Source organism: Enterobacter sp. Ap-1006 (assembly GCF_011752835.1).
Taxonomy (GTDB): Bacteria; Pseudomonadota; Gammaproteobacteria; order Enterobacterales; family Enterobacteriaceae; genus Cedecea.
Window position 1 is genome coordinate 1 of record NZ_VWWU01000009.1, and the last position, 22,065, is coordinate 22,065.

22 protein-coding genes are annotated in these 22,065 nt (G+C 53.6%); 4 read left to right on the plus strand and 18 right to left on the minus strand.

Annotated elements, in window-relative coordinates:
* Positions 1-409: 409 nt before the first annotated feature.
* Genes hemG through pepQ form a run of 4 tightly spaced genes read right to left on the minus strand, consistent with a single transcriptional unit; the run spans position 410 to position 4,393 of the window.
* On the minus strand, positions 410-943 hold the full coding sequence (gene hemG, locus F3J28_RS20970) for a menaquinone-dependent protoporphyrinogen IX dehydrogenase (protein ID WP_166879461.1): 534 nt from the start codon (positions 941-943) through the stop codon (positions 410-412).
* Between the two features lie 11 nt (positions 944-954).
* Positions 955-2,406: a Trk system potassium transporter TrkH gene (trkH, locus tag F3J28_RS20975; protein ID WP_008455438.1), complete on the minus strand. Its 1,452-nt coding sequence runs from the start codon at positions 2,404-2,406 to the stop codon at positions 955-957.
* Between the two features lie 41 nt (positions 2,407-2,447).
* Positions 2,448-3,062: an IMPACT family protein gene (locus F3J28_RS20980; protein WP_166879463.1), complete on the minus strand. Its 615-nt coding sequence runs from the start codon at positions 3,060-3,062 to the stop codon at positions 2,448-2,450.
* A complete protein-coding gene (gene pepQ, locus F3J28_RS20985; RefSeq protein WP_166879466.1) occupies positions 3,062-4,393 on the minus strand; it encodes a Xaa-Pro dipeptidase in 1,332 nt (443 codons plus the stop codon). Before pepQ ends, F3J28_RS20980 begins: the two co-directional genes overlap by 1 nt.
* Before the next feature lie 190 nt (positions 4,394-4,583).
* On the opposite strand from pepQ, the gene fadB reads away from it, so the two are divergent.
* On the plus strand, positions 4,584-6,773 hold the full coding sequence (gene fadB / locus F3J28_RS20990) for a fatty acid oxidation complex subunit alpha FadB (protein ID WP_166879469.1): 2,190 nt from the start codon (positions 4,584-4,586) through the stop codon (positions 6,771-6,773).
* Positions 6,774-6,782: 9 nt separating this feature from the next.
* Entirely contained in the window at positions 6,783-7,946 is a 1,164-nt protein-coding gene (fadA, locus tag F3J28_RS20995; protein ID WP_008455446.1) for an acetyl-CoA C-acyltransferase FadA, read from the plus strand.
* A gap of 119 nt (positions 7,947-8,065) precedes the next feature.
* Here the strand turns inward: fadA and fre are convergent, their stop codons facing one another.
* A complete protein-coding gene (gene fre / locus F3J28_RS21000; protein WP_008455448.1) occupies positions 8,066-8,767 on the minus strand; it encodes an NAD(P)H-flavin reductase in 702 nt (233 codons plus the stop codon).
* A 47-nt stretch (positions 8,768-8,814) separates the two neighbouring features.
* Positions 8,815-10,308, minus strand: coding sequence for a 4-hydroxy-3-polyprenylbenzoate decarboxylase (gene ubiD, locus F3J28_RS21005; protein ID WP_166879589.1), 1,494 nt, complete (start codon positions 10,306-10,308; stop codon positions 8,815-8,817).
* 180 nt (positions 10,309-10,488) lie between these two features.
* On the opposite strand from ubiD, the gene rfaH reads away from it, so the two are divergent.
* Entirely contained in the window at positions 10,489-10,977 is a 489-nt protein-coding gene (gene rfaH / locus F3J28_RS21010; RefSeq protein ID WP_166879472.1) for a transcription/translation regulatory transformer protein RfaH, read from the plus strand.
* Positions 10,978-11,023: 46 nt separating this feature from the next.
* On the opposite strand, the gene hemB is transcribed toward rfaH, so the two are convergent.
* The 10 genes from hemB to udp form a co-directional block, all read right to left on the minus strand.
* Positions 11,024-12,046, minus strand: a complete 1,023-nt coding sequence (gene hemB / locus F3J28_RS21015) for a porphobilinogen synthase (protein ID WP_166879474.1) — start codon at positions 12,044-12,046, stop codon at positions 11,024-11,026.
* Entirely contained in the window at positions 12,043-12,843 is an 801-nt protein-coding gene (gene tatD / locus F3J28_RS21020; protein WP_166879478.1) for a 3'-5' ssDNA/RNA exonuclease TatD, read from the minus strand. The genes hemB and tatD overlap by 4 nt, the downstream gene beginning before the upstream one ends.
* A 43-nt stretch (positions 12,844-12,886) precedes the next feature.
* Positions 12,887-13,669, minus strand: a complete 783-nt coding sequence (tatC, locus tag F3J28_RS21025) for a Sec-independent protein translocase subunit TatC (RefSeq protein WP_008455457.1) — start codon at positions 13,667-13,669, stop codon at positions 12,887-12,889.
* A gap of 2 nt (positions 13,670-13,671) precedes the next feature.
* Positions 13,672-14,229, minus strand: a complete 558-nt coding sequence (gene tatB / locus F3J28_RS21030) for a Sec-independent protein translocase protein TatB (RefSeq protein WP_166879481.1) — start codon at positions 14,227-14,229, stop codon at positions 13,672-13,674.
* 3 nt (positions 14,230-14,232) lie between these two features.
* A complete protein-coding gene (gene tatA, locus F3J28_RS21035; RefSeq protein ID WP_008455463.1) occupies positions 14,233-14,487 on the minus strand; it encodes a twin-arginine translocase TatA/TatE family subunit in 255 nt (84 codons plus the stop codon).
* Between the two features lie 77 nt (positions 14,488-14,564).
* Positions 14,565-16,205 (minus strand): ubiquinone biosynthesis regulatory protein kinase UbiB, encoded by a 1,641-nt coding sequence (gene ubiB, locus F3J28_RS21040; protein WP_008455465.1) that lies wholly within the window; start codon positions 16,203-16,205, stop codon positions 14,565-14,567.
* A complete protein-coding gene (gene ubiJ / locus F3J28_RS21045) occupies positions 16,202-16,807 on the minus strand; it encodes a ubiquinone biosynthesis protein UbiJ (RefSeq protein ID WP_166879484.1) in 606 nt (201 codons plus the stop codon). Before ubiJ ends, ubiB begins: the two co-directional genes overlap by 4 nt.
* Before the next feature lie 12 nt (positions 16,808-16,819).
* Positions 16,820-17,590: a bifunctional demethylmenaquinone methyltransferase/2-methoxy-6-polyprenyl-1,4-benzoquinol methylase UbiE gene (gene ubiE / locus F3J28_RS21050; RefSeq protein WP_166879487.1), complete on the minus strand. Its 771-nt coding sequence runs from the start codon at positions 17,588-17,590 to the stop codon at positions 16,820-16,822.
* Between the two features lie 91 nt (positions 17,591-17,681).
* On the minus strand, positions 17,682-19,115 hold the full coding sequence (gene rmuC / locus F3J28_RS21055; RefSeq protein ID WP_166879489.1) for a DNA recombination protein RmuC: 1,434 nt from the start codon (positions 19,113-19,115) through the stop codon (positions 17,682-17,684).
* A 141-nt stretch (positions 19,116-19,256) separates the two neighbouring features.
* On the minus strand, positions 19,257-20,018 hold the full coding sequence (gene udp, locus F3J28_RS21060) for a uridine phosphorylase (protein WP_008455474.1): 762 nt from the start codon (positions 20,016-20,018) through the stop codon (positions 19,257-19,259).
* Positions 20,019-20,272: 254 nt separating this feature from the next.
* Here udp and F3J28_RS21065 point away from each other — a divergent pair, with 254 nt between their 5' ends.
* Positions 20,273-21,100: a dienelactone hydrolase family protein gene (locus tag F3J28_RS21065; protein WP_166879492.1), complete on the plus strand. Its 828-nt coding sequence runs from the start codon at positions 20,273-20,275 to the stop codon at positions 21,098-21,100.
* Positions 21,101-21,169: 69 nt separating this feature from the next.
* On the opposite strand, the gene F3J28_RS21070 is transcribed toward F3J28_RS21065, so the two are convergent.
* Complete coding sequence (locus F3J28_RS21070; protein WP_250153703.1) at positions 21,170-21,451, minus strand: hypothetical protein; 282 nt, start codon at positions 21,449-21,451, stop codon at positions 21,170-21,172.
* A gap of 1 nt (position 21,452) precedes the next feature.
* Entirely contained in the window at positions 21,453-22,031 is a 579-nt protein-coding gene (locus F3J28_RS21075; RefSeq protein ID WP_286178416.1) for a peptidoglycan-binding domain-containing protein, read from the minus strand.
* Positions 22,032-22,065 lie beyond the last annotated feature (34 nt).

The following is a 22,065-nucleotide window of genomic DNA, read 5'->3' on the forward strand; positions in this document are numbered from 1 at the left end:
CTGCCGCCAGCGTTCAATCTGAGCCATGATCAAACTCTTCAATTTAAAAGTGTTTGATGCTCAAAGAATTAAAACTGTTTATAAAATCAGTAGTCACTCTTCAAGACTTGATATTTGTTTGCATCCGGAGATGCTGAGATATCAATCCTGCGAGTGCCCACACAGATTGTCTGATAAATTGTTAAAGAGCAGTGCTACTTTCTCAGTAGCGCGGGCTGTGCATATTACGCTTTCCCGCTGCGTAGTCAAGCATTTATTTTTCGCTTCACTCCGCCTGACACGCCGCTTTGCAAGCCGTTGTTCCGTGTCAGTGGAGGCGCATTATAGGGAGTTCTTCGGCGGTGACAAGCGTTTATTTAAAAAAACTTTCTGACCGCATTCTTTTTCGCCAACTCGCTTATTTACAACGCTATTTGGTGCTTAACTGTGCAATTTCACGGGCAAATCGGGCTACCTGCGGCCAATCGGTATAAACCACTTCTTTACTTGTATCCGTTTCACCGCCAGTCATTTTCATAATTAAGCGGATCATGAAGCGGTCCAGCCAGCCATAACGCGGGTAACGCAATGCACCGGCAAACACGGCACAATGATCGGGCTGCCAAACCGAGTTAAGCAAAAACTTGCGGGTATAAGGATTCGTCTGCGGCGAACGCTTCTCTGGTTTACGGGCAACAAGATTGACCGCGAAAAATGCACTCGCGCGCTCCTTCAGCTGCAGCTGATACTTTTTCACGAACGCCTCAACAGAGGCATGGAAATGTCCGTAGCGAATAGAAGCACCAATGATCACCCGGTCGTAATTAGCCCAGGCAAGTTCCTCGCAGCGATGGAGATTGACCACATCGCTCTCCACGCCCAGCTCTTTCAGTTCAGAAGAGATATAAGAAGCAATCTCACGAGTTTGACCATCTCGGGTCGAAAACAGAATTAAGGTTTTCACACAGGCTCCGGTTACTCGCGCCAGAAAGTAGGCGTGAACAGTACTAGCAGGGTAAATACTTCAAGGCGGCCAAACAGCATATTCACGATCAGGATCCATTTGGCCACGGGATTCATGCTGGCAAAGTTGTCGGCAACGACGCCAAGGCCCGGGCCCAGGTTATTAAGCGTTGCAGCAACAGAGGCAAAAGCAGAGAAGTCATCGACGCCGGTCGCGATGATAGCCAGCATACTGACGATAAACACCAGCGCATAAGCAGAGAAGAATCCCCATACGGCTTCAAGAATTCGTTCCGGTAAGGCCCGGTTCCCAAGCTTGATGCTGTAAACGGCATTCGGGTGTACCAGGCGTTTCAGCTCGCGGTTACCTTGTTTAAACAGCAGCAGGATGCGAATCACTTTCAGGCCACCGCCGGTAGACCCGGCGCAGCCGCCGATGAAGGCAGAGCAGAGCAGCAAAACCGGCAAGAATAGCGGCCAGCGAGCGATGCTGTCCGTAGTAAAGCCCGCGGTGGTCGCCATCGACACGACCTGGAAGAAAGCCTGGTTCAAAGTCTGCCAGGCTGACTGGTAGGTATTATGGAACCAAAGCACCAGAGTACAGACCAGAACCAGCGAGAGCTGCACACCGATAAACATCCGAAATTCCGGATCGCGCCAGTACACTTTGAGGCTACGCCCGCTCAGCAGGGAGAAGTGCAGACTGTAGTTACAGCCAGAGATCAACAGGAAGATAGCAATAATGGTATTGATGGTTGGGCTATTGAAGTAGCCCACGCTCGCATCATGTGTCGAGAAGCCACCAATCGCAATAGTAGAGAAGCTATGCCCGATAGCATCAAACGCCGGCATCCCCGCGAACCAAAGCGCCAGCGCGCAAGCAATCGTCAGCAGGACATAAATAAGCCACAGCGTCTTTGCCGTTTCGGCGATACGCGGGCGCATTTTATTATCTTTAAGCGGCCCCGGCATTTCTGCCCGGTACAGCTGCAGCCCGCCGACGCCAAGAATAGGCAGGATTGCCACCGCCAGGACGATGATCCCCATCCCGCCGAACCATTGCAGCATCTGCCGATAGAAGAGAATCGCGTGGGGTAAAGAGTCCAGCCCCACCAGCGTTGTCGCGCCGGTCGTTGTCAGGCCAGAAAAGGATTCAAAAAAGGCGTCTGTTACCGTCAGATTCGGCCGCTCGGCAAAGACAAACGGCAGCGCACCCACGCTGCCCAGCACAGTCCAGAACAACACAACGATCAGGAAGCCTTCCTTCGGTTTGAGATCCCTTTTCTCACGGCGATTTGGCCACCACAGTAAAGAACCTATCGCCAGCGCAACAAAAAAGGTTTGGGTAAAGGCGCGGCCGGCACCGTCTCGATAGATTAGAGCCACTAAGCCGGGGAGTATCATGGTTCCGGAAAAGAGGATAACCAACAGGCCAACGATTCGGGTAATGGCGCGAAAATGCATTTCAGCCGCTTCCTTAAATATCTATAAATAACGAGGTGGGATTATTGTTCAAACGGCAATAAATGCAACGCACCGCGGCTAAAGTCACTCAGCCTGGCGCTGAAGGCAGCCACCTGGGTTTGCGGCAACGCTACGCGCATAGCAACGATGGCCTGGAAGTCGCTTTCCACAATAAGACCATCGCTTTGCTTGAGTAGCGCTTCCACACCCGCCAGCTGCGAATAGTCGCAATGCAAAGTATATTCGGTTAACGGCACTTTGAGCACTGTAGAAAGCTGGTTTAACGCCAGCTGTACGCCGCCGCCATAGGCTTTCACCAGGCCACCAGTACCCAGCTTCACCCCACCGTAGTAGCGCACCACCACCGCAGTGATTTCACCAATACCTTTTCCCATCAGTTGGGCAAGCATAGGTTTCCCTGCGGTGCCTGCAGGCTCACCATCATCCGAGAAACCTAGCTGCTGCGAGTCATCCGGCGCGCCAGCAACCCACGCCCAGCAATGGTGACGAGCGTCCGGGTGTTCAGCCCGGATTTTCTCAACAAATGCTTTAGCCGCTATTACCCCATCCGTATGGGCGACAAAGGTAGTAAAGCGGCTTTTCTTGATCTCCTCGCTGACCGTGACGGGCTCGGCAGGGATTGGCCAGCTTTCCATTACGCGAGCTTCAGGTTACGCGTCATGTTTTCGATGCTGTTTTCATAGATAACGACGTTATCTTCAATGCGGATGCCGCCAAACGGCTTCAGCGCCTCAATACGCTTCCAGTCGAAGTGTTTGCTGTACTGCCCTTCACGCCACGGTGCCAGCAGTGATTCGATGAAGTACAAACCTGGCTCGATGGTCAGCACCATGCGGGGTTCCAGCACGCGGGTACAGCGCAGATAAGGATGCTGCGAAGGTGCAGCCAGATGCGTCCCGGTATCGTCCTGCATAAACCCGGCTACATCGTGAACCTGCAACCCAAGGGGATGCCCGATGCCGTGCGGCATGAACGGGGTAGTGATCCCGGCTTCCAGCATCGCCTCTTCACTGATGTCGTTCACCAGCTTGTGGCGACGCAGCAGCTTAGCCAGACGCTGATGGAACTGGATGTGGTAATCGGTATAGCGCACGCCGGACTTCATAGTGTCGATCAGCGCCAGTTGCTCTTCGTTCACGTCTTTAATCAGATGAGCGAAATCGCTGTCGCTTTGGGTCGTCCAGGTCCGCGTCAGGTCGGCGGCATAGCCGTTATATTCAGCGCCAGCGTCCAGCAGGAAGCTCCGAATTTCGGCAGGTACGCGATGATCCAGCTTAGTGTAGTGCAGCACCGAAGCATGCTCATTGAGCGCCACGATATTGCCATACGGCACATCGGTATCGCGGTGTCCGGTCGCCGTCAGGTAAGCGATGTTAATATCGAATTCGCTCATGCCGGACAGGAACGCTTCGTGCGCAGCGCGATGGCCGACGACTGCCGTTTTCTGTGCTTCGCGCATGCAGGACAGCTCGTAGTCCGTTTTATAAGCGCGATAATAATGCAGATAGTCGATAACCCCTTTCGGGTTGATGTTGGCTGGCGTGATCTCCAGCTGTAATGCACGCTCTGGCACCGGGCCAATGTAGCCAATATTGCTGCGTGCGGCAGGCAGCTGGCTGCCGATACCGTCGGCTTTTGGCAGCGCAATCACTTCAATATCGTCGGTCCAGAAGGATTCCGGCAGCGGCTCCACGTTGTGCCAGTAATCCACCGGCAGATAGAACCACAGCTTCGGCTTATTCACGCCGTCCACCAGCAGCCAGCAGTTAGGTACCTGGGTCACCGGCACCCAGGCCTTGAACTGCGGGTTTACTTTAAACGGATAGGCATGATCATCGAGGAAGACATTGAACAGCTCCCCGGAGTGAATAAGTAATGCATCAAGGTTAAAACGCGCCAGAACGTTGCGGGTACGCTCCTGTAGCGTTGCCACATGATCTTTATACAGCGCGGCCAGTGATTCCATAATTTATCCTTCTGTTTTTGTCTCTGTTCGCATCGCATCTTAGCATACCGGACAAACCGCCGAGTTATTTCCGCCGCCTGTGATCGAGTTTGCAAATATTTAAAGAGAAATTTGCATTTCATTAACATCAATTCCACACTCCGCTTCATCTGGTACGACCAGATCCCATTGCTGGATTCAGGAGACTGACATGCTCTACCAAGGTGAAACCCTACATCTCGACTGGCTGGAAGACGGCATCGCCGAACTGGTTTTTGATGCCCCCGGCTCCGTCAACAAGCTGGATACAGCGACCGTCGCCAGCCTCGGCGAAGCGCTGGCCGTACTTGAAAAACAGCCTAACCTCAAAGGCCTGCTGCTGAGTTCCAGCAAATCCGCCTTCATCGTTGGCGCCGACATTACCGAATTCCTGTCGCTGTTCCTGGTCCCTGCCGAACAGCTGACCCACTGGCTGCAATTTGCCAACAGCGTGTTTAACCGCCTGGAAGACTTGCCCGTCCCAACCATCGCCGCGGTGAATGGTTACGCGTTAGGCGGCGGATGCGAATGTGTACTGGCAACTGATTACCGCCTGGCGACGCCGGATACCCGTATTGGCCTGCCGGAAACTAAGCTAGGCATTATGCCGGGCTTTGGCGGTTCCGTTCGTCTGCCGCGTTTATTGGGTGCCGATAGCGCGCTTGAAATTATCACCGCGGGCAAAGACGTTGGCGCAGCAGAAGCGCAAAAACTTGGCCTGGTTGATGGAGTGGTAAAAACCGAAAAACTGCGTGACGGCGCACTGGCAGTCCTCCGTCAGGCGATCAAAGGCGAGCTGGACTGGCAGGCAAAACGCGCCCCGAAACTTGAGCCGTTACGTTTAAGCAAAATCGAAGCCGGTATGAGCTTCACCATTGCTAAAGGCATGGTGGCGCAGATCGCCGGGAAGCATTACCCAGCGCCAATGACTGCGGTAAAAACCATTGAAGCTGCCGCCGGTCTTGGCCGCGATGAAGCCCTGAAGCTGGAAACCCAAAGCTTTGTGCCGCTGGCTCGCTCCAATGAAGCCCGCGCGCTGGTCGGCATCTTCCTGAACGATCAGTTTGTCAAAGGCAAAGCGAAAAAACTCACCAAAGATATCGAAACGCCTAAACACGCGGCCGTACTCGGCGCGGGTATTATGGGCGGCGGCATTGCTTATCAGTCCGCCTGGAAAGGCGTGCCGGTATTAATGAAAGACATTAACGAGAAGTCTCTGGCGCTGGGCATTAATGAAGCCAGCAAGCTGCTGAACAAACAGCTTGAGCGCGGCAAAATTGACGGCATGAAGCTGGCGCAGGTGATTTCAACCATTCAGCCAACGCTGGAATACGCAGGGTTCGATCGTGTAGACGTTGTCGTTGAAGCCGTAGTTGAAAATCCGAAAGTGAAAAAAGCGGTGCTGGCAGAAACCGAAGATAAGGTTCGCCCTGATACCGTGCTGGCTTCCAACACCTCAACCATCCCGATTAGCGAACTGGCAAGCGGGCTGAAACGCCCGGAAAACTTCTGTGGGATGCACTTCTTCAACCCGGTGCATCGCATGCCGCTGGTTGAAGTCATTCGCGGAGAAAAAACCTCAGACGCAACCCTCGCCAAAGTGGTGGCATGGGCAAGCAAAATGGGTAAAACCCCTATCGTGGTCAATGACTGCCCGGGCTTCTTCGTCAACCGCGTGCTGTTCCCCTACTTTGCAGGCTTTAGCCAGTTGCTGCGCGACGGCGCGGATTTCCGCCAGATCGACAAAGTGATGGAAAAACAGTTCGGCTGGCCGATGGGCCCGGCTTACCTGCTGGACGTGGTCGGAATTGATACCGCCCATCACGCACAGGCGGTCATGGCCGCAGGCTTCCCGCAGCGTATGAACAAAGATTACCGCGACGCAATCGACGTTCTGTTTGATGCCGGACGCTACGGCCAGAAAACTCAGCAGGGCTTCTATCGTTTTAAAGAAGACAGCAAAGGCAAACCGCGCAAAGACCAGGACGAAGCTGTTGATAGCCTGCTGGCAGACGTGAGCCAGCCTAAGCGCAGCTTCAGCGACGAAGAAATTATCGCCCGCATGATGATCCCAATGGTCAACGAAGTGGTTCGCTGCCTCGAAGAAGGCGTGATTGCCAGCCCGGCAGAAGCCGATATGGCTCTGGTTTACGGCCTCGGTTTCCCTCCGTTCCACGGCGGCGCGTTCCGCTGGCTGGACACCCTGGGCAGCGCGAAGTATTTCGATATGGCGCAGCAGTACCAAAACCTCGGCCCGCTGTACGTCGTGCCTGAAGGCCTTAAGGCCAAAGCATCACGCAACGAGCCGTACTATCCCCCGGTCGAGCCCGCCCGCCCGACCAGTGACCTGAAAAGCGCCTGAGGAGTGAACATGGAAAAGGTTGTTATTGTTGATGCCATCCGTACGCCGATGGGCCGCTCGAAAGGCGGCGCGTTCCGCAACGTTCGCGCTGAGGATCTGTCGGCGCATCTGATGCGCAGTATCCTGTCCCGTAACCCGGCACTCGAAGCCGCAGCGCTGGACGATATCTACTGGGGCTGCGTCCAGCAGACCCTTGAGCAGGGTTTCAATATTGCCCGCAATGCATCGCTTCTGGCGGAAATCCCTCATTCAGTGCCAGCCACCACGGTGAACCGCCTGTGCGGTTCCTCCATGCAGGCGCTGCACGATGCAGCACGCATGATTCAAACCGGCGATGCGCATGCTTGCCTGATCGGCGGCGTGGAACACATGGGCCACGTACCGATGACCCACGGGATTGATTTTCACCCAGGCCTAAGCCGCAACGTGGCAAAAGCTGCGGGCATGATGGGCCTGACGGCTGAAATGCTTTCCCGCTTACACGGCATCAGCCGTGAAATGCAGGATCAGTTTGCCGCTCGTTCCCATCAGCGCGCCTGGGCTGCCACAGAAGCCGGGCACTTCAAAGCGGAAATTATGCCGACCAGCGGTCACGATGCCGACGGCGTTCTGAAGCGTTACGACTACGATGAAGTTATTCGCCCGGAAACCACGGTTGAAGGCCTGGCGGCGCTGAAACCTGCTTTTGATCCGGTCAATGGCACCGTCACCGCAGGCACATCTTCGGCGCTGTCCGATGGGGCATCCGCGATGCTGCTGATGAGCGAAACTCGCGCCAAAGAGCTGGGCCTGAAAATTCGCGCACGCGTTCGCTCGATGGCCGTCGTCGGCTGCGACCCGTCCATTATGGGTTACGGCCCGGTGCCTGCATCCCGACTAGCGCTGAAAAAAGCGGGCCTGACCGCTCAGGATATCGACCTGTTTGAGATGAACGAAGCGTTTGCCGCCCAGATCCTGCCGTGCATTAAAGATCTGGGGCTGATGGATAAGATCGACGAAAAGATCAACCTGAACGGTGGCGCGATCGCGCTGGGCCACCCGTTGGGCTGCTCCGGCTCGCGTATCAGCACCACGCTTATCAACCTGATGGAGCGTCGCGACGCGCAGTTTGGCCTGGCTACCATGTGTATTGGCCTGGGTCAGGGCATCGCGACCGTATTTGAACGCGTTTAATAAAAAACGAAACTGAGTTTAGTTGCCGTGTTTCCCGCCTGTCAGGGGCGGGTTTTTTATATCTGAAAGATAAAAAAAACCACCGACGATGCGGTGGCTTATTCTGACGACGAACGGCCTTAAATAAAGGAGAAAGCGTCGCCGAACATATGTTCAACCAGCGCCCCGCGCTCGTTGCAGAACAGTTCACGGGCAATTTTCGCCATTTCGAAACGACCTGCGATATAGATATCGTGCCCGCTCAGTGAAGCGTGATCCTGCATAACGGCGGTGAGTACAGTCCCGCTCCGGCCACGCCAGCCTTCTTCCGGCTGCTCAACCACGGCTTCAACACGCAGATTAGGATGCTGCAGGGTCAGCCCTTCCAGCTCGGCCAGGTCGTAAAGATGCTTCTCTTCACGCCCGCCCCAATAGATTGCAATTTCACGCTCTGGGTTACGCGCCAGCGCCGTCAGCAGAATAGAACGAACGTAAGAGAACCCAGTACCGCCGGCGATCAGGATAAGAGGACGGTCTTCATCTTCGCGCAGCCACGCATCACCGTGTGGCATATCAACCACAATTTCCTGCCCTTTCAGAATACGGTCCATTACCGCCATGGCATAGAGGTTGAGCTCAGAGGCACCAATATGTAACTCAATGAACTCACGCTCGCTCGGCGTGGAAGCCATAGAGAACGGGCGCTTATCCCGCTCATCCATCACCACCATCAAATACTGCCCGGCCTGGAATGAGAAATCGCCTTCCGGCAGCAATCGAACGCGATATACCGTGTCGGTTATCGCTTCTACCGAGGTCACTTTACAGCTTAAGGTTGTCATGCGTCCCCTCTGTCGGGTCAATAATGCTAAACCGTAAAGGTCGCCACTCAGGCGCCTTTGTCGTTATCAAAAATAGCCAGTTCATCCCAGATTGCATCAATACGCGCGCATACCTCAACATCTTTCTTGATTGGGCGCCCCCATTCACGCTGGGTTTCGCCCGGCCATTTATTGGTGGCGTCCAGTCCCATTTTAGAGCCCAGCCCGGAAACCGGGGAGGCAAAATCCAGATAGTCTATCGGCGTGTTATCCACCAGCACCGTATCACGGGACGGATCCATACGCGTAGTGATCGCCCAGATAACATCGTTCCAGTCGCGTGCATTGACGTCGTCATCACACACAATAACAAACTTGGTGTACATAAACTGACGCAGGAACGACCAAACCCCCATCATGACTCGCTTGGCATGTCCGGCATACTGTTTTTTAATCGTCACTACCGCGAGTCGGTATGAACACCCTTCCGGCGGGAGATAGAAATCAATAATCTCCGGAAATTGCTTTTGCAGGATGGGTACCAGCACTTCATTAAGCGCCACACCCAGCACCGCAGGCTCATCCGGCGGGCGGCCAGTATAGGTGGAATGGTAAATCGCATCCTGCCGCTGGGTAACGTGGGTTACGGTGAACACCGGGAAGCTATCCACTTCGTTGTAGTACCCCGTATGGTCGCCATACGGGCCTTCCGGTGCCATTTCACCAGGCTCAATGTAACCTTCCAGCACAATTTCTGCACCTGCAGGAACTTCAAGATCGTTGGAGATACATTTCACGACCTCGGTTTTGGTCCCGCGCAGCAGCCCGGCAAAAGCATATTCGGAAAGCGTATCCGGCACCGGCGTCACCGCCCCAAGAATGGTTGCGGGATCTGCGCCAAGCGCTACGGAGACAGGGAAGCGCTCACCCGGGTGAGCCTCACACCATTCCTGGAAGTCCAGCGCACCGCCGCGATGAGACAACCAGCGCATAATCAGCTTGTTTTTGCCGACCAGCTGCTGGCGGTAAATCCCCAGATTTTGGCGCTCTTTATGCGGACCACGGGTGACCGTTAACCCCCAGGTAATCAGCGGGGCGACGTCTTCCGGCCAGCAGCGCATGATCGGAATGCGATTAAGATCGACCTCATCCCCTTCCCAAACCTGTTCCTGGCAAGGTGCATTACGCAGACGTTTAGTCGGCATATTCAGAACTTGTTTGAACTGCGGCAGCTTATCAAACAGGTCGCGGAAGCCTTTTGGCGGCTCCGGTTCTTTAAGGAAAGCCAGCAGTTTCCCTACTTCACGCAGGGCAGTAACGTCCTCCTGCCCCATGCCCATCGCTACGCGTTTCGGCGTTCCAAACAGGTTACATAGCACCGGCATGGTGTAGCCTTTCGGGTTTTCAAACAGCAAAGCTGGGCCGCCGGCTCGCAGCGTGCGATCGGCAATTTCGGTCATTTCCAGATTCGGATCGACAGGCAATGCGATACGTTTGAGTTCGCCCTGCTGCTCAAGCAGCGCAAGAAATTCGCGTAGGTCGTGGTATTTCATGCAATTTATCGTGACGTCGGATTTGCCCGTCATTATACGGACTTCACCGCCACCATGCTGTATTTTTGTTAAATTAGCGTGAAACTGGCCGCCTGCCGGCCGCCCACGGACAGGTTATACTGAAGCTGTGTATCTCTGCGAAGGACGTTTTGTTATTCTGACGCGCTGAAGCGGGCGAAAAGAGAAATTATGCAATCCTGGTATCTTCTTTACTGTAAACGAGGTCAATTACTGCGCGCCAAAGAGCATCTTGAGCGCCAGGAAGTTAATTGTCTTACACCAATGATCACGCTGGAAAAAATGGTGCGTGGTAAAAGAACTGCGGTCAGCGAGCCTCTGTTCCCTAATTACCTGTTTGTCGAGTTCGATCCAGAATCTATCCATACCACCACGGTGAATTCCACCCGTGGCGTCAGCCATTTTGTTCGCTTCGGCGCGCAGCCGGCAACGGTTCCGGAAACAGTGATTCATGAACTGATGCACTATCAAATAGAGAATGTCCTCGACCCAGAAACGCCGTATCCCGGCGATAGCGTGGTGATTACCGAAGGAGCCTTCAAGGGATTAGAAGCCATCTTCGCTGAACCAGACGGTGAAGCCCGCTCAATGTTGCTGCTGAATTTACTGAATAAGCAGGTGCAGCAAAGCATCAGGAATACCGACTTCCGCAAGGTTTAATGCAAAGAGGCCAGCAAATGCTGGCCTCTTTCTTCCTGAATCGCAACTAGCGCTGCATCTGCTCCTCGTGCAGCCATTGGGCAACACGTTTTGAGAAGTACGTCAGCACGCCATCCGCTCCAGCACGCTTAAAGCACATCAAAGATTCCATAATGGCCGGTTTTTCGGCCAGCCAGCCGTTCTGAATCGCAGCCATATGCATGGCATATTCACCGGATACCTGGTAGGCAAATGTTGGCACCCCAAAGGTGTCTTTCACGCGGCGCACAACGTCGAGATAAGGCATCCCAGGTTTCACCATCACCATGTCGGCCCCTTCCTGCAGATCTTGCGCCACTTCCTGCAAAGCTTCGTCGCTGTTAGCCGGATCCATCTGGTAAGTCTTCTTATTGCCGCCTTTCAGGTTACCGGAAGAGCCAATGGCATCCCGGAACGGGCCGTAGTAGCAGGAAGCATATTTTGCGGCATAGGACATGATCTGGGTATTCACGAAGCCATCAGCTTCTAACCGGTCCCGGATAGCGCCAATACGCCCATCCATCATATCACTAGGCGCGACAATTTCGGCCCCGGCTTCAGCATGGGAAAGTGCCTGACGAACCAGAATCTCGCGAGTGACGTCGTTGATCACATAGCCATCAGCGTCAATGACGCCGTCCTGCCCGTGAGTGGTGTAAGGGTCCAGGGCAACGTCAGTCAGCAACCCAAGCTCAGGCACAGCATCTTTCAGCGCACGCACAGCGCGCTGTACCAGGCCATTTGGGTTATAGGCTTCTTCCGCATGCAGCGATTTCCCGTCGCTTTCAATGACCGGGAACAAAGAGAGCACAGGGACGCCCAGCTTCGCGACCGCCTCTGCTTCTTTCAGCAGTTGATCGATAGTCATACGATAAACCCCCGGCATAGACGGCACTTCCTGCTGCTGGTTGTGGCCTTCCATGATAAACACAGGGTAAATAAGGTCGTTTACCGTCAGCTGGTTTTCAGCCACAAGACGACGGCTGAAGTCATGACGACGTACGCGGCGCATACGACGCCCGGGAAACGTACCGGGAAATGCATAGCTCATTTAACTTTCTCCTGATTAAAACCCAGTCGGAATAACCGACGAGCATTGTCATCTGTTACCTGCGCAAGCCAGGCCGGGTCTTCACCGCGCCATTCGGCGACCTTATTCAGGATATGGGGCAGATAACAGGGTTCGTTGCGGCGGGACGCAGGTTTTGGTTGTAGATCCCGGGGCAACAAATAGGGCGCATCGGTTTCCAGTAGCAGTTGCTGAGCGGGGATAACCGGAAGTAACTCTCTTAATGCCAGGCCACGGCGCTCATCGCAAACCCAGCCGGTAATGCCGATAAACAGTCCGCGAAGCAGGCAATCGCGGGCTTCCTCTTCAGTTCCGGTAAAGCAGTGCAGCACCACGCCGGGCAGTTGATCCAACCAGGGGTCAAGCAGCGCAAGAAAACGTTCATGTGCATCCCGGCAGTGTAAAAATACCGGCATCATCAGCTCCGCGGCCAGCGCCAACTGCGCGGTGAAAGCGCGTTCCTGCTCTGCAGGAGTAGAGAAGTTACGGTTAAAATCCAGACCGCATTCGCCGATAGCGACGACCTGGGGGGCAGCTGCTAAACGGCGGATGGCACCTGCAGTTTCGTCATTCCACTGGCTGGCATCATGGGGATGCACTCCGGCGGTGGACCAGCAGTTTTCATACTGCTGCGCCAGGAGTAACGCTTGTTCACTTTCATGGAGGTTGGTACCGGTCAACATCATGCCACTCAGGCCAGCCTGCCATGCGCGAGCGACCACATCCTCGTGATCTTTTGCGAATTGAGAACTGGTTAAATTTACGCCAATATCAAACATCTCTCCCTCCAAACGACAACCGCCCCTGAGGGCGGTTATTTAATTACTGCTCTTTTTCCGAGCGCGTCTCTTCAGATTCAGGCTCGTCATCTTCATCGCCATTACGCCCTTTACCGACGTAGAAGCGGGAGAAGAAGACGCCAACCTCAAACAGGCAGTACATTGGCACCGCCAGAAGGGTTTGCGAGAAAACATCCGGCGGCGTTAACAGCATGCCGACAACAAAAGCCCCAACCAGAATATAAGGGCGCTTCTGTTTCAATGATTCCGGTGTTGTCACCCCCATCCAGCACAGCAGGATAATGGCGACGGGCACCTCAAACGCTACGCCAAAGGCCATGAACAGCGACATCACAAAGTCGAGATATTTCGTGATGTCCGTCGAGACGACCACCCCTATTGGCGCAGTTTTTGTCAGGAAACCAAAGGCAAGCGGGAAGACCACAAAATACGCAAAGGCAATGCCGATATAAAAAAGCAGCGTGCTGGAGAACAGCAGCGGCATCACCAGCTTACGCTCATGTTTGTACAATGCAGGAGCAACAAAAGCCCAGATCTGGTACAGAATGACCGGCGCGGCCAGGAACACCGAAACGTAAATGGTTAATTTTATCGGGGTAAAGAACGGTGATGCGACATCGGTCGCAATCATCGTTGAACCCAGTGGCATGTGTTTGATCAGCGGGGCGGAAACCACCTGATAGATGTCATTGGCGAAATAGACCAGCGCCAGGAAAATCACCAGCACGGCGATCATGCTGTTCAGCAGGCGCTTACGCAGCTCGATCAGATGGCTAATGAGCGGTTGGGTATCTTCAACAGCCATAGTTAAGATTTTTCACCTGGAAGTTGCGTTGGGGTGACAACGGGTGCAGCCTCGGGCAAAGGCTTCACCTGAGGCTCGACAGCGGATTCGACGGCGCTTTCGACCGCCACGGGTGCCGGTGTCACCGTCTCTGAAGGTACGGCATCAGGCGCAGCCGCCTGATGTGCCGCATTGGCTGGCGTGGCACCTTCATGACTTAGCTGTTCATCCTTAACCAACGGGTTATGGATGGTATTCGCTTCGTCGCTGTTCTTTTCAGGATCGTGCTGGGTATAGGAACGCTTCATCGACTCAGCGGCCTGGCGCAGTTCGTCCATTGACGCCTTCAGTTCAGGCGTCAAGTTATCCATACTGGCTTTCTCGACCTTTTTCAGGCTGTCCTGCAGTTCCTGCAGCTTCAGTTCCTGAGCGAGTTCGTTCTGCACCGTGGTAGCCAGAGAACGCAGCGCGCGCACCCAGCCAACAACTGTTTTTACCGCCACCGGCAAGCGCTGCGGACCCAGAACAATCAGGCCAATCACAAACACCAGCAGCAGTTCGCCAAAACCAATGTCGAACACGGTTTATACCTGCTCTTTATCGTTGCTTTTCGCTTCGTCTTTTTTCACGTCGCTCGGTTTTTCAGAGAGGGATTTCGCTGTGAAATCAGCATCCTTCTCACCATTTTCTTTCTCTTTGCCGTCGTCGTCGCTCATGGCTTTCTTAAAGCCCTTAATAGACGCGCCAAGATCTGAACCTAAAGAACCCAGCTTCTTGGTGCCAAACAATAAAACAACGATAACAACAATGATTAGCAATTGTGGCCAACTGATGCCCATACCTACTCCTGAATAAAGATGTTAAGGCAATGAGAACCGCTATTATACGGCAATCACCCGTTAATTCCGATTAAAGTTCAGGCAGAGCGCCGCCAGCCAATCAGCCAGACAACGATTCCCCCCGCCATCAACCAGGCAGGCATAAAATCCCACTCAGGTTTGTTGATCAGCAGCAGCGTCCCGCTCAATATAAGCGTGGCACCGATGCCGAACAGGTAACGCGACTGTCCCTGCCGCACGTGATGAAGTTGCAGGTCGCGCTGAATTTTATCAACGCTAAGCTGTAATTGCTTGCCCTGGCGCAAACTGTTGTACACCAGTTCCGGCAATTCCGGCATTTTTTCCACCCAAAAAGGCGCTTTTTCTTTGAAAGCACGTACCAGAGCAGGAATACCAACCTGATCTTTGATCCAGCTTTCCAGGAAAGGTTTCGCCGTTTTCCACAGATCCAGCTGCGGATAAAGCTGCCTACCGACGCCTTCGACGTATAAAAGGGTCTTCTGCAGTAAAACTAACTGCGGCTGAACTTCCATGTTGAAACGACGCGCGGTATTGAACAGGTTCAGCAGCACATGGCCAAAGGAGATCTCCGCCAGCGGCTTCTCAAAAATAGGTTCACACACGGTGCGAATCGCAAACTCGAACTCTTCGACATTCGTATCTGCCGGCACCCAGCCAGAGTCCACATGCAGCTCGGCTACCTTGCGGTAATCCCGGTTGAAGAAGGCAATAAAGTTTTCTGCCAGATAGCGCTTATCGTCTTTGTTCAGCGAGCCCACGATACCGCAGTCGATACCAATGTATTGCGGATCTTCCGGGTGGTCGTAGCTCACGAAGATGTTGCCCGGATGCATGTCCGCATGGAAGAAGCTGTCGCGGAAGACCTGCGTAAAGAAGACCTGCACGCCACGTTCGGCAAGCAGCTTCATGTTGGTGCCCTGAGCTTCGAGCGCAACGGTATCAGAGACCGGAACACCGTAAATCCGCTCCATCACCATCATGTTCTCGGTGCAGTAGTCCGAATAAACCTCCGGCACATACAACATTGGGCTATTTTCGAAGTTACGCCGCAGTTGGATGGCGTTCGCCGCTTCACGCAGCAGGTTTAACTCATCGATCAGCGTTTTTTCGTATTCACGCACCACTTCCAGCGGGCGGAGACGACGGCCATCCGGCAGCAAACGCGGCACCCAACGGGCGAGACGATAGATAAGTTTCATATCGGCTTTGATCACCGGCAGGATATCAGGCCGAATGACCTTAATCACAACCTCTTTGCCGCTCTCTTTCAGGCGTGCGGTATGCACCTGAGCAATGGAGGCAGAGGCCAGAGGCTTGATGTCAAAATCGTCGAACCAACTTTCAACGGGAATGCCACCCATCGCCAGTTCAATCTGTTTCTTCGCCAACGCACCGTCAAAAGGCGCAACTCTGTCCTGCAGCATAGCCAGTTGGTCAGCAATGATCGGTGGGAACAGATCGCGACGGGTAGAAAGCATCTGACCAAACTTGATCCAAACGGGACCAAGCTCCTGCAGCGCAAGGCGAAGACGTTCTCCCAAAGGCTTATCACGGTGACGATTCGGCATCCAGAACAGGCAACGCCGCCACAAACGTAACGGCAGCGTAATGCGCATTTTGGGAATCAGTTCATCAAGGCCATAGCTCAGAAAGGTACGGACAATGAAATAAAGGCGGCGAATTTCTCCTGGCGTCATTTGCCCTCCAGCTTATCCAGCCGTTTGCTGAGTGTGTCCGCCGAGCGTGCCAGCGCTTCGGTTTCCTCTGCAAACCAGGCCACTTCGAGTGAGCCAGGCGCAACGCGCCACTCTTCGGTGAGCGCTTCTCCCAGATACTGCTGATTGCGGATCAATCCTTTTTTCAGCAGCTTTCCGCCATGACGCGCAAACTTACTGATACCTTCAGAGGCAATATCGCCTATATACGGAGCCAGCAGTTCCACAGGATCAAACTCCGCGAGATCCATCAGCGATGCCAGATTTTGTACAACCTGAATGTCACCCGCCACGTCAAGTTCACCGCTGCGAATCAGAGCGGTAAGTTGCTGGCGATCGCGCAGTTTCGGCAGCACGCCGATATGGGTTGTGACGCTACAATCCGCCTCACCTTCCCACTGGCTCAGTACGTCCAGCTGTTGTTCACTGAACACCAGCACCAGCGGCGCTGAAAATTCTTTCAGGCTAACGCGCAACGTCTTGCCCTGCAGGCGTTGACGCGCGGATTTCAGGCTACGATCGCGCCAGAGGAAGGTGTTCAGCACACCTTCGATTCCGGCAGTCATCAGCGACATAAATGGCATCGCGGCTCCCTGTTAGAATTTATAGCCACGGTGCAGGGCAACAATCCCACCGGTCATATTGTAATAGGTGGTGTTTTCAAACCCGGCTTCTTCCATCATGCCTTTCAGCGTTTCCTGATCCGGGTGCATGCGAATGGATTCTGCCAGGTAGCGATAGCTTTCACCGTCCTGAGCGACCATTTCACCGATGCGTGGCAGAATGTGGAAGGAATACGCGTCGTAGGCTTTGTTCAGCGGCTCGAAAGCTGGTTTGGAGAACTCAAGCACCAGCAGGCGGCCACCGGGTTTGAGAACGCGGAACATAGAGCGCAATGCAGCGTCTTTATCCGTGACGTTACGCAGGCCAAAGGAGATGGTGATGCAGTCAAAGGTGTTGTCCGGGAATGGCAGCGCTTCGGCGTTAGCCTGCACGTATCTGACGTTCCCCACAATGCCGATATTGCGCAGCTTTTCACGCCCCATTTTCAGCATCGAATCGTTAATATCGGCCAATATGACTTCACCGGTCTCACCAACCAGGCGAGAGAATTTCGCCGTCAGATCGCCCGTACCGCCCGCAAGATCCAGCACGCGCTGGCCACGACGTACGCCACTGCAGTCTATCGTGTAGCGTTTCCACAACCTGTGGATACCAAAAGACATCAGGTCGTTCATTACGTCGTATTTCGCCGCAACAGAGTGGAACACGTTCGCCACCATATCGACCTTTTGCTCTTTAGCTACGGTACGGAAGCCAAAGTGCGTTGTTTCCTGGGATCCGGACTCCTGGGATTCATCAACCATCTCAATGCCTGCTTAATAAAGAAAATGTTCGGGAAGTGTAACAGAATGGGCGTGAAAGCCCTATGATTCAACCGTGCTACTCAGCCTCAGTTTAACGCTCTTCACCCGTGCGCGATGAAGACAAAGTATCGAATTCAGCCTCAGGTTCTTCGCCCGCATGGCCCAGTCGAGCCGAATCATCCTCATCTTCCTGACGAGCGCGTTCGACCAGATCTGGATTCATCTCACGTTTGACTTCTACGCCAAGCCCGCGAAACGCATCCGCCTGAACCAGGATATTCCCACGCCCGGATGAAAGTTTTTTCATCGCCTGCCGGTAGTTATCCTGCGCCTTATCGAGACTTTGCCCAATCGCAGACATATCATCCACGAACAGGCGCATTTTATCGTACAAGCGCCCCGCCCTGTCGGCGATTTGCTGGGCATTACGGCTTTGATGTTCATAGCGCCACAGATTGGCAATAGTGCGCAGCGCCACCAGCAGCGTCGTCGGGCTCACCAGCATAATGTTATTTTTCAGCGCTTCACTAATCAGTTCAGGCTGCCTGTCGATAGCCAGCAGGAAAGCGGGCTCAACGGGAATAAACATCAACACATAGTCCAGCGAACGTAGCCCCGGTAGCTGTTGGTAATCTTTGCGCCCCAGCAGGCGAATATGGCTGCGGATAGCGGCGATGTGCTCATTCAGCGCACTTTCACGCGTGAGTTCATCTTCACCATTGAAGTAACGCTCATAGGCCACCAGCGTCATTTTTGCATCAATAACAACGTCTTTGCCCTGAGGCAGGCGGACGATAACATCCGGCTGCATACGACTGTTGTTTTCAAGCTGGATGTTCACCTGAGTCTGGTATTCATGCCCTTCACGCAGGCCAGAAGCTTCCAATACCCGAGTTAACACCACTTCCCCCCAGTTACCCTGGGTTTTGTTGTCGCCCTTCAGTGCTTTGGTGAGATTGAGCGCCTCTTGCGCCATTTGTGCATTGAGCTGCTGCAGGTTACGGATTTCGTGCGTCAACGTATGCCGTTCGCGTGCTTCCTGGCCAAAACTCTCCTGGACCTGGCGTCGGAAGCCATCAAGCTGTTCTCGAAGTGGGGAAAGCAACACGTTAAGGCTTTGGCGGTTCTGCTCTTCAACCTTACGCCCGCTTTGCTCAAAAATACGGTGGGCCAGATTCTCAAACTGCTCGTTCAGGCGCTGCTCGCTGTTAAGCATTTGGCGATGCTTGTCTTCAGCATTGAGCCGGGTTTGCTCGAGCAACGTGGTCAGCTCACGAATATCTGCTTCCTGCCCGCTGTTAATTTCCATTTGAGCACGGACCTCACGGTTAAGCTGGTCGCACTCATCTCGCCAGTGCTGGTTTTGCTGAAGCTCCTGCCGCGCGGCTGTGAGCTCACCGTAGATTTCACGCTGTTCTTCATGCAAAGCCGCCAACCGCTGCGCCGCACGCAGACTGGCGACGAGCCAGCCGGTCAGCAAGCCCACCAACCCGATACCCAGCCCAAACAACAGTGAAATATCCATGCTTCCCCCAAAACGATACCAACATCGGCAAAATAAAATTCTGCTGTATAAATGTCCAGATGAAAAGGGATTTTCCGGAAGGGAGCGCGCAAAGCATAAAAAAAGCCGGCGAGCGCCGGCCTTATGAATGGAAAAGCAAAACTACAGCAGGCGACGCGCCGCCTCGACCACGATTTTCACCGCGTGACTTTCCGTTTTCTTCATGGTTTCCGCGTTAGGGATCTCTTGCTGAGTACGGTTCACGATGACCCCGGCAACCATACCCGCACGCAGACCCTGGCTGGAGCACATGGTCAGCAGCGTGGCGGATTCCATTTCATAGTTCATCACGCCCATTTCCTGCCACTCTTTCATTGAGCCTTTGAAGCGGCTAACTACGCGGCCGGAGAGCGTGTCGTAACGCTCCTGACCAGGGTAGAAGGTGTCGGAGGATGCCGTCACGCCGATGTGCGTCGTTGCGCCCACGGCTTTTGCCGCTTCAACCAGCGCGGTAGTACATGCGAAGTCTGCCACAGCCGGGTATTCCATTGGCGCGAAGTGCAGGCTGGCACCATCCAGGCGAACAGATGCGGTGGTCACGAGCACATCGCCCACGTTGATGTTCGGCTGAATCGCCCCGGTAGTCCCGACGCGCAGGAAAGTGCGAATGCCAAGCTGTGCCAGTTCTTCAACGGCAATAGAGGTAGATGGGCCGCCGATACCGGTAGAACAGATGATAACCGGCTTGCCGTCGAGTTCAGCACGCCAGGAAGTGAATTCACGGTGGGAAGCCAGCTTAACCGGCTTGTCCATCAGCGCGGCGATTTTTTCCACACGCTCAGGATCGCCAGGGACGATGGCAAGCGTAGCCCCTTGCAGGTCATTTTTAGTGAGGCCGAGATGGAAAACATCAGACTTGGACATAACAGACTCCTCTGTTGAGTAGGTTTCAGGAGAAGCAAAGCGACACTTTACAGAACCCCTGAGCATAATTTCGTGATGGCGCTCACTTTGAATGAAACAAATTACATTATTTGTATTCACATAAGAGACATAAGTCACAATTAAGTGTCGATCGGGCTATTTTTTGAACTTTGACAGCGTTTTTTGCCCGCCAGATTTGCTACTAATCCTGGCTATAGTTATCACACTGCGCTAATGCTGGTTCGGAGAAAACCATGAAACAAAAGCAAACAACACATAACACACCGGGCGATGGCTTCGCACCGGCGGCCTCCCCCATCACCTCCACTGCTTTGCTAACGCCAGACGACGCTATTCTTTCTGGGGAAACGTCTATTCCAAGCCAGGGCGACAATATGCCGGCTTACCACGCCAGACCCAAAAATGCCGATGGCCCGCTGCCAGTGGTGATTGTCATTCAGGAGATTTTTGGCGTTCACGAACATATCCGCGATCTCTGTCGCCGGCTGGCACTTGAAGGCTATCTGGCTATCGCCCCGGAGCTTTATTTTCGCCAGGGAGAGCCGGGGGATTTCGCCGATATCCCCACATTGTTAGGCGGCCTTGTCTCAAAAGTGCCGGATAACCAGGTACTGGGCGACCTTGATCATGTGGCCAGTTGGGCTTCACGCAACGGTGGCGACGCGCATCGCCTGATGGTCACCGGTTTTTGCTGGGGCGGGCGAATTGCCTGGCTTTATGCGGCGCACAATCCACAGCTGAAAGCGGCCGTCGCCTGGTACGGCAAGCTGACGGGTGAGAAAACGTTGAACTCTCATCACCATCCGGTCGATATCGCCGTCAATCTTAATGCGCCAGTGCTAGGCCTGTATGGTGGTCAGGATACCGGGATCTCTCAGGAAAGCGTTGAGACCATGCGCCAGGCACTAAGAGCGGCCAATGCCAGGGCGGAAATCATTGTTTACCCGGAAGCCGGACATGCTTTTAACGCTGACTACCGCCCGAGCTACCATGAAGCGTCGGCCAAAGATGGCTGGGAAAGGATGCTGGCGTGGTTTAAACGGTACGGAGTAAGGAAGTAAAGCCGGTCGGTTACCCCGGACTGCATAACATAACGGGCCGTCCGTCACGGCCCGTTATATCCCTGACATCTAAAAATCGTATTCGTTAATCACATCTAGAATACTTTTTTCATTATGGTAGCGAGTTCTCAAAGCACCCTGCTGCGATTTTGCTTTACCACAGATAACATTAACCTGTTTTTCAATATCCTTTTGCTGCTCTTTTGGCAAGCTCGAATCCCATTCACCAGACAAATGCTGGCAATCATCTGCATTTATCAGAAACTCAGTAACGTCTTTTGGATATTTATCCGCAGCCTGAGCGCAGGAAACCAAAAAGAATAGCGCACAGAAAATTAGGCTTTTATTCATATTATCGACCATCCGTTGACCAATGAGGTTTATCGTTAGCACCGCCGTGATACTTTATCACATCAAAGCTTTTCCCTACTTCATGTAATTGAGCATTCATGCCATCACGGGGCATTGTTTTGATAATAACAGTCTCACCTTTATTATCTTTAATTTCCAGGTTACCCATCCACGACAGCGTCATATCAATAGCATTGCCTTCCGTATGTCGGCTCCTTAACGCCGGAGCAACGTTGAGATTGGACATGCCATAAGCCCGGACCATCGCTTTTGCCGCATTAATGCTTTTATTTCTGTCAGCCTTTCCGTTCGCACCTTTATGCACCCATTCAATTTCCACACCCGATTTTTCAGGAATATTGGCGGGTTCAACCATTCCTCGTGCCAGCTTCCAGGACCAGTGCATTAAATATGCCCTTTCCGGCGGACGTAATGTCGCCGAAATAGTTACCCTGACGCCAGCATCTTCAAGGCTTTTTAGAAAATTATTAACATTTGCCCGGAATATTGGACTCAGGGTTTGCGTGTCACTACTTCCCTGGAATCGACTAACCCAGCTTTCACCGCTTAGCTGCTTCATAAGTATCCTTTTATTTCACAAAAAAAGACAAACT

What these genes read in the sequence shown, in the direction of transcription:
- ubiJ (WP_166879484.1), bottom strand. Translation starts at nt 16,807, where the DNA reads ATGCCATTTATGTCGCTGATGACTGCCGGAATCGAAGGTGTGCTGAAC.
- hemB (WP_166879474.1), bottom strand. Translation starts at nt 12,046, where the DNA reads ATGAGCTATGCATTTCCCGGTACGTTTCCCGGGCGTCGTATGCGCCGC.
- rmuC (WP_166879489.1), bottom strand. Translation starts at nt 19,115, where the DNA reads ATGGATATTTCACTGTTGTTTGGGCTGGGTATCGGGTTGGTGGGCTTG.
- trkH (WP_008455438.1), bottom strand. Translation starts at nt 2,406, where the DNA reads ATGCATTTTCGCGCCATTACCCGAATCGTTGGCCTGTTGGTTATCCTC.
- fadA (WP_008455446.1), top strand. Translation starts at nt 6,783, where the DNA reads ATGGAAAAGGTTGTTATTGTTGATGCCATCCGTACGCCGATGGGCCGC.
- fre (WP_008455448.1), bottom strand. Translation starts at nt 8,767, where the DNA reads ATGACAACCTTAAGCTGTAAAGTGACCTCGGTAGAAGCGATAACCGAC.
- fadB (WP_166879469.1), top strand. Translation starts at nt 4,584, where the DNA reads ATGCTCTACCAAGGTGAAACCCTACATCTCGACTGGCTGGAAGACGGC.
- ubiE (WP_166879487.1), bottom strand. Translation starts at nt 17,590, where the DNA reads ATGGTTGATGAATCCCAGGAGTCCGGATCCCAGGAAACAACGCACTTT.
- F3J28_RS21075 (WP_286178416.1), bottom strand. Translation starts at nt 22,031, where the DNA reads ATGAAGCAGCTAAGCGGTGAAAGCTGGGTTAGTCGATTCCAGGGAAGT.
- F3J28_RS21065 (WP_166879492.1), top strand. Translation starts at nt 20,273, where the DNA reads ATGAAACAAAAGCAAACAACACATAACACACCGGGCGATGGCTTCGCA.
- F3J28_RS20980 (WP_166879463.1), bottom strand. Translation starts at nt 3,062, where the DNA reads ATGGAAAGCTGGCCAATCCCTGCCGAGCCCGTCACGGTCAGCGAGGAG.
- pepQ (WP_166879466.1), bottom strand. Translation starts at nt 4,393, where the DNA reads ATGGAATCACTGGCCGCGCTGTATAAAGATCATGTGGCAACGCTACAG.
- tatA (WP_008455463.1), bottom strand. Translation starts at nt 14,487, where the DNA reads ATGGGCATCAGTTGGCCACAATTGCTAATCATTGTTGTTATCGTTGTT.
- tatC (WP_008455457.1), bottom strand. Translation starts at nt 13,669, where the DNA reads ATGGCTGTTGAAGATACCCAACCGCTCATTAGCCATCTGATCGAGCTG.
- F3J28_RS21070 (WP_250153703.1), bottom strand. Translation starts at nt 21,451, where the DNA reads ATGAATAAAAGCCTAATTTTCTGTGCGCTATTCTTTTTGGTTTCCTGC.
- rfaH (WP_166879472.1), top strand. Translation starts at nt 10,489, where the DNA reads ATGCAATCCTGGTATCTTCTTTACTGTAAACGAGGTCAATTACTGCGC.
- ubiB (WP_008455465.1), bottom strand. Translation starts at nt 16,205, where the DNA reads ATGACGCCAGGAGAAATTCGCCGCCTTTATTTCATTGTCCGTACCTTT.
- tatD (WP_166879478.1), bottom strand. Translation starts at nt 12,843, where the DNA reads ATGTTTGATATTGGCGTAAATTTAACCAGTTCTCAATTCGCAAAAGAT.
- udp (WP_008455474.1), bottom strand. Translation starts at nt 20,018, where the DNA reads ATGTCCAAGTCTGATGTTTTCCATCTCGGCCTCACTAAAAATGACCTG.